The sequence below is a fragment of the Anaerobiospirillum sp. NML120511 genome (assembly GCF_023050955.1).
In the GTDB taxonomy this organism is placed as follows: domain Bacteria; phylum Pseudomonadota; class Gammaproteobacteria; order Enterobacterales; family Succinivibrionaceae; genus Anaerobiospirillum.
Map to the genome: position 1 here is coordinate 1 of NZ_JALKIK010000069.1, position 15,057 is coordinate 15,057.

A 15,057-nucleotide genomic window follows, 5' to 3' on the forward strand; every position below is an offset into this window, starting at 1 on the left:
CATAGGGTCACCTCTCAGACTTACATTCATATGTTGAAGTTATGAATCATACCCGCGCAAATCGCATAAATATAAGGATTTATCAAAAAACGTGATGAAAATCACAAGCACTTAATACGCCGTACTGGACGGGAGGCCCGGATGAGGGTGAGGGTGGTGGGGTGAATAAAAGCGAAGTTAAGAAGAGTTGGGGTTTTATAAAGCGTAAAAAAGTAAAGCTGCAATTCCTTTGTCCATGGGAACACAGGAATTGCAGCTTTTACTGCAATGAGCCATGTATATCCTTAAGTGCTATGAGCTACAGCATCAGTCTGGACTGCAAAGACAGTCGACCAAAACCAGAAGTTCAGCCTTATATGGACTGTACTATGGCCTGTTTATAATGATGGATCGAAATCTGAATCATCATTGAAGACATCAGTGGTCTTCTTGAGCATGCTGTTAGCGCGGGCTGCCAGCTGTGAGGAGGCTCTCTGGCTTACCAGAGCTTCATCCTTGAGGCGGCGGCGACGTGGTGGCTTTGGAATGAATACAAGACGCTGTGGACCATCGGTACGATATACCTGGAAGCGCTTGAGGCTTGGATACTGCTTGAGGAAAGACTCATAGAACTCAATCAGACCAAACTTTTCCTTGCCCTGTACGCGGCCTACAGATGTAGAACGAATTCTGACAGAACGCTTCTTGTCACTGTCCCATTTGTTCTTGTAAGTACATACGTAGTAGCCACGGCTGGCATCACCGTTAGCAATAAGCGGAGGAAGGTTTGGAACCTTTGGCTGGTTTTCTTTAATCATGATTAAACGCGCCTTCAAGTTTAGTGAAGTTATCTTACGGAGCCGGTGATATCCACATGGCTCACAAGACTAGCCAAAACATAAGGAATTAATCTGTCCGCTCCAGCCCCGAATGATGACATTATTCCTTGTCCATATCATCATCCTGATATCCATATTAAGGAGAAACTGGTAAAGACAGATAACCACCTGTCTGCTTCAGGTAACGCTACAACTGTTAAAAATCTGTTTGTCACTCCATGAAACCAGGATATACAGATGCGACAGATTGACACTGTCCGTGCTCTGTATGTCGGTTTGAGGGCCCTGGGCCCATAGTGGTCTCAAGGAGAATTGTGATTGTGCTGGTCCAATACGGAGCAGCCTCAGGTACGGTAGTCAACCGTCCGGATCAGCCTTGTCTGGAAGGAAAACTGATTAAACAGCATTGATACATACTTAGATGCATACCAAGATACATACCATGATCATCGGACTGCGTGCTGAAATGTTTACAAAGCATGTGATCAGCATGTTCCGGTTATCACTGGTGCTGTAATTTCAGCATGATATCCGAGTCGTTTTGCTCTTCTGCTTCAGCCAGTTGCTGAGCAGCTCCTGTTGATGCCTTTTAATTGAAGTGCCCGGGGTAGTGGCACTTGTCAAACCCATTATTACCGCGAGTATATCAAAACACTTTTAGCGGAAAATTAGGGCGGCCCATACAGTTCAGATCTGCATAGTCATTACCGCACTGTCTCTTGCCTGCCATCCTGAGAATCTCCCGGCTGGATAACAGGTCATTGTTCTCTTCAGCCTGATTTCTTGACCGGCTTTCCAAGAAGTCAGCCCGCTGATAAGTCCGGGCCTGTTTTTGTCTTGCGATATTCTAGAACTTTTTCAGTGCTTTTGGTAGTAACTAGCCAATAACAGACATTAGTATCTATATTATCACAAAAATCCCGTATTTATCGCAAGGATTGAGGGGGTACTGTACTAAAAATCTTAGACAGTCTTTAATTGTTTCATCATGGTAAATTTCCGGGCCATTCTGCCATGACTGCATGTAAACAGAATGTAAACGAAAATTTCCTGATAAAATCAAGGTTTACAGGTATATTATAGATGCAAACATGTGTGATGTAGTGCTGTACCTTGTTGATACAGTGAATATGACACAGAAAATAAAGGTAAACAGCGTGTTTATGGGCAATATTAATAACAGTCCCTGATTTTTATCATGATGTTACCAGATAACATAAATTGCAGCAGAGCTATTGCCTCTCCCTGGTGTTGATTAAATTTCCGTATTATTTGATGTGTAAAGAAGCGCAAAATCATGTGCACGCAAAAAGCACGCACACCAAATGCAAACGATGGCAGATAGCATAAAAATCGTGATGTAAAAATGTGCTCGGGCACGTAAAAATGCATATCCAGCCCGTCAAATGGCCTTTTGTGAATGTATGTGCGTTTGCGTAAATGTGATACAGATCGCGAAACGTAAAAGACTGTTTACATCCATTCAAAAACACCACCTGACTCACATTTTGGCACCTGTTCAGAGCAGCTCATACTGACAGTTCAGAATAATGAGTACTAAAACCATTTATCTGACCATCTCCAAAATCATCCTGGCAATACCTTGCGAAGGTCCGTAAAGCTGAAAGAAATAATTTCCCAGACAGACTTCATAGATACACAAACAGGGGGTTATATCATGCCAAGACAAAATATTTTATAAATTATTTAGTGCCTGGACTTTGCAGACGAGATGCTATGGCATCAATGCGCTCCATGTATGACATTCCAGTTTATGGGCCTGTTTGGGCCTTTGCGGTAGCAATGGGATGTTCCTGGAGACTGCATAATAATCAGACCATAGCAGCCTCTAAGTAATCATGCTCTAAATTGTGGGGGCTGGCATTTGTGCTGTAGGCAGTCAGGCAGACAGGAGCAGCAGTGATGAAAGGAAAGGGCTGGCAAATGTAAGAGAGTGCACTTCTCCCTGCCGTAACAATGTCAGTGGGACTGCTCTTCTGCTCTTGCCGTGGATGAACTGGCTCAGAAAATCAGGACAGAGCCCAGGATGGCGGCAATGATTTAAGCGGGAGTTATGATGTAAGACCAGTCCGGGCAGATTATGCAATCGATAGCATTGACGGCCGGAGGAAGCCGTTCGCAGCTGCTGGAGACTGCAACTGTGAGGTCTGGTGTACAGCCGGGAAGGAGGTCGGGGGACAGGGGTTTGAGCATGGACACATGACTGCAGCTGCACACGCCGGATATGTGATGCAGCTGCTGACATGAATGAATGCCTGGCTGGCGGGCTGGCCGCAGCGCTTTTAGCCCAGCTTGCCTCGGAAGAGATAGACGGCTGTGCTCAGGGTTACGGCGCCAATGGCAAACAGAGGCAGCATCAGGTGGAATACCTGCATGAGCGTCTGACCCTCAAGGTAGATGCGGCGCAGAGCCTCAAGGCCGTAGTAGAAAGGGTTAATCATGCTGACATACTGCATCATCTCCGGCATGGCCGACATGGGGGTAATCATGCCTGACAGAATGATGGTAGGCAGCAAAATAGTAAAGGAAATTACCACTGACTGCTGTGAGGTATCAGTCAGTGCCGAAACAGCCAGACCAATGCCTACGATGCAGATACTGAATACGCTCATTACTGTTACCAGAGCAAGGAAGTTACCCTGGAAAGGAATGTTGAACCACAGTATGCAGATCAAAAACAGTCCCAGCCCCTGAGAGACAGCAATAATAGTAGGAGGAAAGGCCTTGCCAATCAGTATTTCTACAGGAGTGAGCGGAGCCATGAGCATCATGTCGAAGGTACCTTCCTCGCGCTCTCGCGATACTGACAGCGATGACAGCAGTAACACCTGAATCATGGACAGGGCCAGGATCATGCCTGTCATGATGCTGAATCTGGTGTAGTTGTTAGGGTTATAGAAATAGCGGTAATCAAGGTGAATACCGCCTGAAATAGCAGACTGCTGGCGGCGCTGACTGTTGAGATCGCTCACTATGGTCTGCACGTAGCCAAGAGCGGTGTTAGCCGACGAAGTATTGCGCGCGTCGGTAGCCACAAATACAGTACGGTTGCGGCTGAAGTCACTGGCAATGTAGATACCCAGCAGGGCGTCACCATGATTGAGGCTGTCATTGAAGCACTGTTCGTCATGGCAGGCTCTGACCAGTTCAAAGGTTTTATTGTTGTTAATCTGATGAACCAGGGATACGGCCGTGGCATCAAAGCTGTCTTGGAAAATGATGTAGGGAACACGCTCAAGGTTAAAGGTGGCACCATAACCAAAGAGTATGGACTGAATGATAATAGGAAGAATCAGGATTTTGCGCGTGCCCTTATCCATGAGCATGACGACAAATTCCTTGCGGATAAGCGACATCAGTCGAATCCATGCAGCAAGTGAAGCACTCATCTATCGTCCCTCTCCTGAATCAGCCTGGCTGGGCTCGCCTGGGGCTGCTGAGGCTGCGTCTGATACAGCCGCAGCTGCGGCAGCTGCTGCACCGGCACCGGATGGTGCCTGAGCTGGTGCTGCCGGGCCAGCCAGATTGTACGGCCAGTAGCGACGGAAGTGACGGCTGATAGCCAGATAACATCCTGCAGTAAAGATTATGGCAAAGAGCAGCAGAATAGCGGCGTTGCGTACCAGAATGTCGAGACTTCCTCCAGAGAGTATGCAGATTTTGGATGACTCTACCGCATATGTTGGAGGCAGCATATGGGCAACCCAGGAAATAACAGCAGGTATTGAGCGCAGATCAAAAAGAGCTCCTGAGAGCAGGATGGATGGCAGGAAGCTCAGAATAATGGCGTACTCACTTGAAAGGAACTGATTCTGAGTCAGTGCAGAAATCAGCAGGCCAATGAGCACAGCCACATAAAGATAAATGGCCATGGTCAGGACAAACATGAGCACTGATCCTCTGAAAGGCAGGTCGTACAGTAAGAACATGGCCAGGGTGGCCAGCACTCCTCCCATTATGGAAAGAACATAGTAAGGAATAATCTTGGACATAAGCAGCTCGGCTGCTGTGGCGTTGGTGGCCAGAATTCCGGTCATGGTGCCGCGCTCAAACTCACGGGCAATAACAATGGAGCTCATGAAAGCTGACATCAGGGTAAGAATGCCTATGATCTGACCTGCCATCAGATACCAGGTGGACTGATTACTTTCATTGAACCAGCTGCGCGAAATAATCTGAATGTCCTTAACACCTGCAGAGGCCGCTGAACCCGAGGTCATGATATTGCGCTGATTTACTGAGCTCAGGTAGGTAACCTGACGGGACAGTCCTTTGATGGACGTGCCACCTGCTATTACCGACTCAATATAGCTGCGGGCCAGTGAGGATGACTGGGCGTCAGATCCGTTGAGCACCACCATTATCTGTACAGGGTGATGAAAGGCTGACTGCGCCACATTGTTGGGAATCATGACGTAGGCACTGATTTCATGGCGCTGCATCAGCGCTTTGGCATCCTTTTCATTACTGACAGCCTGCACATCAAAATAGCTCGATCCCATCATGGCCATGGTAATTTCGCGGCCCACGAGATCATCTATCTGATGGGTGACCACAGCAACGGAAACAGGCTTGATGTCCATACGCATGCCGGTACCGTAGAGCACTACCAGCAGCAGTGGAATGACAAAGGCTACGATCAGCACTGACTTGTCAGCAAGAATCTGAGCAAATTCCTTGCTGATAAGCGCTCTTACATGAACGGGATTAATCATGTCAGGCCTCCTGAATCAATCTGTGCCCCTGCAAAGCAGCGGGCAGCCTGCACAAATCTGGTTTACAGTTACTGACTGACGCCATGCCTGGCAGCATGGCTGTATGCTGCAGCGCCACAGGGCGCAGCTGCATACGGTGCTGCTGTGGCCGCCGCAGTTGTTGAAGGTGGCCTGCAGCGGCCTGCACCTGATGCGGGCCGACAGTGGCGCTGGCTGCGTCAGCTGGCGTTTCGGCGCTCCATAACACAGTTGACGAAAGCCTCCTCAATGGAGATACGGTTTGAGCCGTGAACACATATTTCGTCAGGGGTGCCCAGGATAAGAATCTTGCCCTGATCCTGAATTAAAAAGCGGTCGCAGTACTCTGCCTCTTCCATAAAGTGGGTAGTGACAATAACAGTGGTGCCATGAGCTGCAAGACGGGCAATCATGGACCAGAAGGCACGCCTTGAGGTCGGATCGGCCCCTGAGGTTGCCTCATCAAGGAAAAGAATGGACGGCCGGTGAATAAGAGCACATGCCATGGACAGGGAGCGCTGAATACCAAAAGGCAGATTGACCGAGATAATGTTTAAAAACGGTGTCAGGCCAAATACAGAGCATATTAAGCTGATGCGGCTGTCCAGCTCCTGTCCTGTAAGTCCATAACTCTGGCCGAAGTACTCAAGATTCTGTCTGGCAGTAAGCTTGCGATACAGACAGAACTTCTGGGCTACATAACCAATGGTGGCTCGTACCGAGCTCTTGGCATTTTTGAGCTCCATATTGTTGATAAGAATGGTTCCGGCGCTGGGATTAAGCAGAGAGCAGATCATGCGGAAGGTAGTGGTCTTGCCCGCACCGTTAGGACCGAGCAGGCCAAAAATTTCGCCTCTGTAGACCTTGAAGTTGGAGTCATGAACGGCGGTAAAGGAACCAAAGGTCTTTCTTATGCCATCAACAGAAATAATGACCTCGCGTCCTGATTCATCTTTGAGCTCTTCATGCTGCTGGGCGGTAAGCTCAGCTCTGTCCTGATGACGGCTGTCAGGAGTAAAGTCTGCAGCAGCGGCCGAGCCGGCATCATGGCCATGCTCATCTGGCTGAGAGGAGGTAAGGTTGATGTAGGCGTCTTCAAGCACGGGATCACGTGCGCTCAACTGCCAGCGACTGCGGCTTAAATTGCTAAATGGACCTTCCTGTCCTGCAAAAAGTCTCTCCAGATCGCTGTTGAGCTCATCAGGACTTACCGGGGTGCGGGTAAGCAGATCAATGCGTCCCATACGTGGACAGAGGTCCATGATGCAATGGCTGCGCTCGAGCTGACACATCATGGTACGGGCTACCTGCTGATAGGACAGGCTGCTGTCGGGACTGAGGGCAAAACACTGACTGGCTACACGATCGCGCAGTTCCTGAGCGCTGCCTGAATAAATCAGACGGCCGTTCTTAATAAAGATAGTAAGTGACCCTTTTTCTGCCTCCTCAAGGTAAAGCGAGGAGAATATGCAGTAGCTGCCGGTGCGCTCCAGATAATCAGTAATGATGGCCCACAGTTCACGGCGCGAAATAGGGTCAACGCCTACAGTAGGCTCATCAAGCAGCAAAAGTCCAGGGCGGGCGCTGATAGCGCAGGTAAGAGCCAGTTTCTGCTTCATACCGCCAGAAAGTGAACCAGCCTTGTAGTCCTTGAATTTGATTAGACCAACCTGAGTAAGCAGATCATCAAGATAGGCATCCAGAGCAGCCTCCTGCTCATCTGTGCTCCACTCCGATTCCTGGCTGTCCATGGCACAGCTGCCGATACCACCAGTTTCTGTACCGGCACCTGCACGGCCGCCGCCCTCAAGACCAATAAGGCCCTTAATGCGGCTCCACATGCTGCCATCAGAGGCACTGCTGTTGCTGGCTGCACTGCTGCTGTCGCGTGCTGTACTGCTCAGGTCGCCTGCTGCACAGGGCCGTGAGCTTTGGGCCGGGACATGCTCAGAGCTGCGCCCAATGCCGCGCCCAATGCCGTGCTCAGCACTGGCATCAGTGCGCAGGGACTGGATATCAAAGTCACGCAGCTTACAGAACAGTCTTAGATTAACTCCGACACTGAGGTCCTCATAAAGACCAAGATTTTGCGACATGTAACCAATGGTGTTGCCGTGAGGGCCCTGGTCCTGGTCAAGAAAGAGGGAAAAGGTACCCTCATCAGGACGGTCGATGCCGGCGATGATTTTAAGCAGGGTTGATTTGCCTGATCCGTCAGGTCCGATCAGGGAAATCATGTGATGTGAGGAGTCAATATGCAGATCAATACCGTCCAGCGCAGAAAGGTCTGAGCCGTCTTCACGGGTAAAGCGTCTGGTGAGTTTATCAAGAGCAATAAGATCAGCCATGATGTTCTCCTCTCTTTACTGAGCGCATGGAGCTTTCAGAATTCAAGAGTCATGGATAGTGTTCAAATGATGCGTGCAGGCTGTAATACCTGGACCGGACCTGGATATCCCGCCTGTACGGTACGGGCACCGCCTGGACGGCACGGACGCCGTTAAGAGCACTGCATGGCCTGTGCAGACGGCCCGTAGGGGCTCAGCATGGCCTGTACAGACGGCCGGTAAGGGCACCGCCTGGCCGCTGCGGGCAGGCTGTACTGTCCATGCCTGTGCCTACGCCTGCATGAGCTGTATCGCTGTGGGCTATGCATGATGCAGATCAGCCGGCTTTGACTGTACGGTCCGGAGCCTGACCTTTGAGGTAGACAGTAATGGCCTGACCAAAGCGCAGTACATGCTCTTTGTCTTCTACCTCAACATTGACCTCATAGATGAGATCAGGGCGCAGTTCTTCTGTCTGAACGCTCTTGGGTGTGAACATGGCTGTTGGGCTGATAAAGGAGATACGGCCGCTCAGAGGGGCGTGATAAGGCACCTCGACACTGACTTTCTGGCCCAGTTTGACCAGCTGCAGCTGAGCATCGCTCAGGTAAATACGTATCTTCTTGCTGTCTTCATTGGTGATGGCAAAGATAGTCTCGCCTGAGCCTACATAGTCGGAGATTTCATGGGTACGGGTACGGATAGTGCCGCTGAACGGGGCCTTGATAATACCCTGGGATTCAATTTGATACTTCAGATAGGAAAGCTGTTCTTTACAGGCAGTAACACGTGCAGCCTGGGAGGAGATAACCTCCTGACGATAGCCGTTTTCTACTAGTGCAAGCTGTGCCTGAGCTTCAGAAAGTGTTGCCCTGGCTTCGTCATAGCTGGCCCTTGAGCTGTCAAACTCCTGCTTGGAAATGGACTTGCTCCTGAGCAGTGATCTGTTGCGCTCATAGGTGATGGAGGCCAGATCAACTGCAGCCTGACTTTTGGCAACAGCGGCGCGGGCGCTGTCTATTTCTTCTTTGAGGTAACCGTTCTGATACTGATCTAGCAGGGACTGTTCAGCCTGACACTGGGCAAACTGAATACGGATCTGGTGGTCAAGATCCTTGCTGTCGAGTACGGCCAGTACATCATGAGCCTTAACCTGGCTGCCCTCATCAGCATTGAGGGAAACAATCTTTCCGGCTCTTTCAAATGACAGCAGACTGTCCTGAATGTCTACAGTACCGTGTGCCTTATCTGGATCGATACTTTGACGAAAGAGCAGGGCCCATGCAAAAAGCATTACTACTGCCAAAGAGGCAGCGCCAATAAGAACTGATTTTTTCATAAGTCAACAGGACCCCGTCCTATTAGGGGTCACCGCCTCCTGTTCAGGCAGATGCTGAAGATAAAAAAGCACAAAGCACGGCGGAGCAGGGCCTGAGCACACCAGCAGGCATGTTCGGCACACCGAATAAAACTGCCTCAGCTACCCGCAAGAAAACCACTGTTATTGCTGAGGAAAGGAATAAGACTTATCGACTGATTACACAATACCCGGTTCATGGGCTTTATTCAGGGGAAAGCATACCCCTCCTCAGGTGCATACACAGGCGTATCCACCAGGACAAAGTAATGGTCGTTGTCAGTATGTATTGTTGTGCCGGTATAAGAGCATGTGAAGCAAAATGTCCGGCTTATGATCACAGTTTATCACATAGCTGCGGGCGTGGCTGACCCTTGCGGGCCCGTGTGCGGGCCCGGCACAAAAACACGGTTTGCGGCACGGTTACGGTGTTTAAGGTGCTGCAGTGAGCTTGAGGTAACTTCACGAGGGAGGCAAATCAGCCAGCAGGTGATGCAGGCTGGTAGCTTTGATACGTCCATGCAGGACGGATTGCCGGCGTTGCAGCCCATAGCGCGATGGCCATGCTGACCAGGCCATGACCAGGTGGGGCCTGGTCATGTTAATGGCCATGGTGCTCGGGCAGTGTGGGGAGGGCGGGCACAGCCATGAAGGGCATCATCTCAGAAAGAGCGGGGACAGCCATGATGGGCATCAGCTCAGGAAGAGCGGGGACAGGGAGTTGAGAACAGCAATAATGGAGATGGAGGTCAGAATATACACAGTGTTGAGATTGCCTGATTCACCGGTAAATTCAGGCACGCCCTTCATGGTCATGATAGGAGCCAGTGAGGTTACAGGAGCCATTACTATGATCATGATGATAAAGCGTACTTCAGGATCATGAGGCAGGAACAGCCAGATAAGAACAGCCATGAGACCACACAGGGCATAGCGGGTCAGCCATGCTTTGGAAATCATGCGCAGCTGCTCGCCTGTAATCTTCAGCTGGAGCACTATGCCAATAATCATAAAGCACAGCAGGGTATTGGCTCCGGCTATGGTTCTGACAGGTCCCATGATAAAGTCAGGCAGTTGCAGATGCATGGCAGCCAGAATCACGGCCAGAATATAGGTGTAGGAGGGCAGGGATTTGGACATCTCCCTGAAAATGGATTTGAGGCTGATATGCTCGTCTGGAAAGTAGCGTCTGTTCATGTACATGGCCACAGCATAGGAGCCGCCAAAGCAGAACAGGGCATTGATGAAGTCAAACATGCACAGGGCCAGGAAGGCCTTGGGACTCATCGAGCTCTGCATGAATGGGATTACGAAGTTGCCGATGTTAAAGCAGGAGATATTGAGCATGTTGAACACGCGGCGGCGCGGATCCCGAGATGAGAAAAAGCCCACCAGCAGCAGAACAAAGCCTGCCGCTATGGACAGCAGCATAATGTCAAACAGCGAGGTATCAAACTGCATGCCGTGAGCTGAGCTCAATATGGCGCAGGGCAGGGTCAGGTACATGACCACAGAGGACATAGCTCTGGCTGTGTCAATATTGACCATCTTAAGGCGCTTGAAAGAATAGGCGATGATGATAATGAGCAGAACGCTCAGACTGCTGTTAAGAGCTGGATTCATGGCAGAGGCCTGAAAATTATGGGCAGCCTGTAAAGCAGGTGCCACCACCGGTCAGGGTTACAAATGGTAAAAGCTGCAGCACACGCGCGGTAAGCCAGCAGGCAATGGCGCAGGGATCAACATTCGTGCTAACTGTTGCAACAAGGGGATCAGGGTTATTATAACCCTGTTATGTTACCGGGAACATTACTGTATAAATCATGTTTTAGCGCCTTGTACTCTGCCTGCTATGGGAGTACGCATCTTCACGCCAGCGGTTGTAGCTGTGCCTGCCATGGGAGTACGCATCTTTACGCCAGTGGCTGTAGCTGTGCCTGCCATGGGAGTACGCATCTTCACGCCAGCGGCTGTAGCTGTGCCTGCCATGGGAGTACGCATCTTCACTCCAGCGGCTGTAGCTGCGCCTGCCATGGGAGTACGCATCTTCACGCCAGCGGCTGTAGCTGTGCCTGCCATGGGAGTACGCATCTGCCCATCATCGGGGGCAACTTTGCCAGCATGCGGTCATGATTGCTCATGCTGACCGGGCGTGTTCTGCTCTCTGACTGGTCATCATTATTCTCATCATATAGCTATGATCTTGCTGTCCTGGTGAGCATAATCAGGACTGGTCAGTGAGCGTAATTCTGTTTTCAGCAAATACAAAAAAGTCCAGATCATGTATAAACATGTCTGGACTTTTTGCTTTATAAAACGTAACAGATACCTTTATGGGCGGGCGCCTGAGGTGCACGTTACTGTCAGGTGCAGATGTCAGGACCGGACCTTGAAGTATTTACTGCTACTCCTGGGTGTGTGCTGTTTTGTTTTCGTGAACAAGGGTATTGCGATTGAGCACGAACAGATCAGCATTGATGAAGTCTACAATTTCCTCGCAGGTATTGCCTATCAGAGCAGCACCGACACCGGCACGGCCATGAGAGCCGATGAAGACAGTATTGGCATGGAGCTTCTTGCAGAGCTTTGGCAGCACATCATCAGGCATGCCCTCTGCAATATGGCAGTTCTCTTCAGGAATATTGTGGTGATGAGCAAAGTCGATAATTCTCTTCTTGTGCTCAGCAAGGATGCTGTCGGCATAAAGTTCCGGGGCATAGTTTGGAACTTCGAGCATCACTGTAGGCAGAACCACCGGTGCACTGTTAACAAGATGGATTGGAGCCTTGGTAATGGTTGACAGGAGCTGAGCCTCACGCAGCAGCAGAACATTCATCAGCTGCTTTTCGTTGGAGGTGAAGTCAACAGCTACCACGATGGAGCTCTGGATGGTCCACTTGTGATCCTTGGCAATGACCACAGGAATTCTGGAGTGACGCAGCAGGTTCCAGTCGTGAGGGGTGAAGATGATGGAATCGAGCAGGCCATGGTGATTTGCAGCCTTGATCAGCAGGTCAAATTTGCCTGAGTTGGCCTCCAGCAGCATGCCCTCGGAAATGTCACGGGTCCACTTGATAACAGGCTCAATACGCACATTATCAATGTCCATATCGTTATGCTTTTCCAGAGTGGCTGCAATGATCTTGTTCAGCTCTTCACTGGTTACCTGCTCAACGTCCTCATGAGAGGCAATTTCGCTCTTCTTGCCGATAAAAGGAATATCGTTAGAGAAGTCATAAATGAGACGAAGAGCAGTAATAGTTACCTTGGGATTGTAGCGGGCAATCTCAATGGCCCTGTTCAAGGCCAGCTGTTGGTCTTTTTTAGGCTCAATGATGACCAGGATATTATTGTACTGTCTCATCAGCAATCTCCTTAAGCACAGCATGTATCTCCAATGGTGCTGACCTCAAGGGGTGCATGGATCATTTAATGGTGGAGATGTGCTGGCTGACACGCCCAAAAGGTGCTCAAACACTTAACTCTATATTAAGACAATGGGCGTGATATGGACGCAAAACCGCCCATGATGTCTCTCAATTTGTGATTCAGGATCAATATTTGCCCCAAAAGGCCCCGCTGCGGCTGTGCCGTGCCCCTTAAACATTCACGCAGCATGACCAAAACATAAAAAAAACAGGCCCGCTATCAGCCATACCAGTTAAAGGATATAAGCTGTGGCGGGCCTGCTCTTTTCTCATAAGCTGGCCATAAGCCTGAAAACAGGGCCGTAAGCATACTCCCGGCACCGCTTACCGGCGCCTGACAGCGTCTCCTTGCGTCGTGCCACGGCCGGGCAATGAGCTCCGGCCTGGCATCAAGCCCCGATCTGGCTTAGCGCTCAGGCCTGGCATCGTGCCCCGGCATGGGATCACGTCCCTGCCGGCATCGCGCTCCGGCATCGCGCTCATGCATGAGTTCGTGCCTGTGAGGCTGTGTGCGTGGTGGAGGCTGAGCCTACATTCTGATCTGACGTGGGCGAATGCCCATGATCAGGCAGGAGATCACGAATACGGCTGCGCCTCCGATGATGAATGCTATGAGCCAGCCAACGGAGACCAGAGTGGTCATCTGTGCCCACTGGGTAAAGTCAGGAGAGAAGTAGCGTACTGATCCTGCCATGATAAGACCGGCAATCAGCGCTTTGAAGATAAAGAACAGGGTCTGACGGGAAATGCGGTAAATCTTTCTTTTGTGCAGAAGATAGAGCAGCTGTCCTGCGTTGACAAATGCTGCCAGTGCTGTTGACAGGGCAAGGCCCACGTAATCAAGAGGCCATACCAGAATGAGGTTAAAGACAATATTGGCAGCAATGGCCACAATAGAGCAGCGTACCGGGGTTTTGGTGTCCTGAATGGCAGCAAAGCCCTGTACCAGTACTCTTACCAGCATGATGGCACAAAGGCCGGAAACAGAGGCCAGCAGTGAGCTGGAGCTTAAAAGCACATGCTCTTCTGTAAAGGCGCCACGCATGAAAATTACACGCAGAATCGGCTCACGCAGAGCAATGATGCCCAGGGCTGAGGGAATGCCAAGCAGGAGCACCAGGCGTACGCCCCAGTCGAGAGTTTTGTTGTACTGATCGTGCTGGGTTTTGATGTCACAGCGTGACAGGGCTGGCAGGATTACGGTAGAAATGGCTACGGCAAAAATGCCAATAGGAAACTCAAGCAGACGGTCAGAGTAGTAAAGATAGGAAATCGATCCTGTGGCCAGGAAAGAAGCCAGAACGGTATTTACCAGCAGGTTGAGCTGGCTTGCTGACACGCCAAACAGTGCCGGGATCATCAGAGTCCTGATGCGCACAACACCAGGATGACTCCATCCCCAGCGTGGCAGCACCATAAGTCCAAGACGCCAGATAAAAGGCAGCTGAAAGACCAGCTGGACCACACCGCCAGCGACCATGCCAAGAGAAAGAATGACATTAGGGTCTTCATAGTCAGGGGCAATGAACCAGGCAGTGCCTATCATCACGATGTTAAGCAGACATGGAGTAATAGCCGGAATGGCAAAGGATCCATGAACGTTGAGCACGGAGCTGCACAGGGCGGTCAGCGTGATGAAGAAAAGATAGGGAAAAGTAATTTCCAGAAGGAACGAAGCCTGGGTGAATTTGTGTGCGTCAGGACCATTGTTGAGCCATGACTCAAACCAGCCCCAGCCAAAAATGGCTGTTACCACTGGAGAGGCCAGCATGCCTATGACTGAAATTACCAGCACAATAAGACCCAGAGTGCCGGCACTTTTGGCAATCAGCTCCTTGAGCTCAGTTGAACTCTGCTCTTTGCTGGTACGGGTAAGTACAGGAACAAAGGCCTGAGCAAAGGCGCCTTCTGCAAAGAGGCGGCGGAAGAAATTGGGAATACGGTTGGCAAAGAAAAAGACGTCAGCCATCAGGCCGGCACCCAGAAGCTGGGCAATGGCAATGTCACGGACCATACCCAGAATACGGGACAGGAAGGTGGCAGCGGCCGTTACCATGCCAGAACGCAGCAGGCGTGGTCTTTTAACTAGTTCGGTCATAAAACAGGCACCACAAATGACATGAATAAACACTGTCCGTCACAGGCCATATTAAGGGGCATGCAGTGCCTGCTGCCCGAACCTGTACAGGCAAAACCCCTTATTATCCCATGAACATGCCAAAGCTGCCATGCCCGGACTGTGCTCTTACGGCGTATTAAGCTAGTGTGATTTTCATCAAACTTCATCCTTAAGGTCATCTAAAATGTCACAACAGAAGCAATCACGCATGCGCTCATGGCTGAGCTGGGACATGAACTCGCCTAACTCTCTTA

General features: G+C 50.4%; 9 protein-coding genes. All 9 read right to left on the reverse strand.

Annotated features, from left to right (window positions below; all coding sequences use genetic code 11):
• Nucleotides 1-377 precede the first annotated feature (377 nt).
• The 9 genes from MXE39_RS12235 to murJ all read right to left on the reverse strand — a co-directional run bounded on the left by MXE39_RS12235 (nt 378) and on the right by murJ (nt 14,782).
• Nucleotides 378-797 carry a hypothetical protein gene (locus MXE39_RS12235; protein WP_246979023.1) on the reverse strand — a complete coding sequence of 140 codons (420 nt, stop codon included), beginning with the start codon at nt 795-797 and terminating at the stop codon, nt 378-380.
• A 2,324-nt stretch (nt 798-3,121) separates the two neighbouring features.
• Nucleotides 3,122-4,228 (reverse strand): ABC transporter permease, encoded by a 1,107-nt coding sequence (locus MXE39_RS12240; RefSeq protein ID WP_246979022.1) that lies wholly within the window; start codon nt 4,226-4,228, stop codon nt 3,122-3,124.
• Nucleotides 4,229-5,554 (reverse strand): ABC transporter permease, encoded by a 1,326-nt coding sequence (locus MXE39_RS12245; protein ID WP_246979021.1) that lies wholly within the window; start codon nt 5,552-5,554, stop codon nt 4,229-4,231.
• Nucleotides 5,555-5,772: 218 nt separating this feature from the next.
• A complete protein-coding gene (locus MXE39_RS12250) occupies nt 5,773-7,920 on the reverse strand; it encodes an ATP-binding cassette domain-containing protein (protein WP_246979020.1) in 2,148 nt (715 codons plus the stop codon).
• Between the two features lie 316 nt (nt 7,921-8,236).
• Complete coding sequence (locus tag MXE39_RS12255; protein WP_247074182.1) at nt 8,237-9,238, reverse strand: HlyD family efflux transporter periplasmic adaptor subunit; 1,002 nt, start codon at nt 9,236-9,238, stop codon at nt 8,237-8,239.
• 711 nt (nt 9,239-9,949) lie between these two features.
• Nucleotides 9,950-10,879 carry an AEC family transporter gene (locus tag MXE39_RS12260; protein WP_246979042.1) on the reverse strand — a complete coding sequence of 310 codons (930 nt, stop codon included), beginning with the start codon at nt 10,877-10,879 and terminating at the stop codon, nt 9,950-9,952.
• Between the two features lie 198 nt (nt 10,880-11,077).
• On the reverse strand, nt 11,078-11,347 hold the full coding sequence (locus MXE39_RS12265; RefSeq protein ID WP_246979043.1) for a hypothetical protein: 270 nt from the start codon (nt 11,345-11,347) through the stop codon (nt 11,078-11,080).
• A gap of 313 nt (nt 11,348-11,660) precedes the next feature.
• Complete coding sequence (gene uspE / locus MXE39_RS12270) at nt 11,661-12,620, reverse strand: universal stress protein UspE (protein ID WP_246979044.1); 960 nt, start codon at nt 12,618-12,620, stop codon at nt 11,661-11,663.
• A 593-nt stretch (nt 12,621-13,213) separates the two neighbouring features.
• Nucleotides 13,214-14,782: a murein biosynthesis integral membrane protein MurJ gene (gene murJ, locus MXE39_RS12275; protein WP_246979045.1), complete on the reverse strand. Its 1,569-nt coding sequence runs from the start codon at nt 14,780-14,782 to the stop codon at nt 13,214-13,216.
• Between the last annotated feature and the right edge of the window lie 275 nt (nt 14,783-15,057).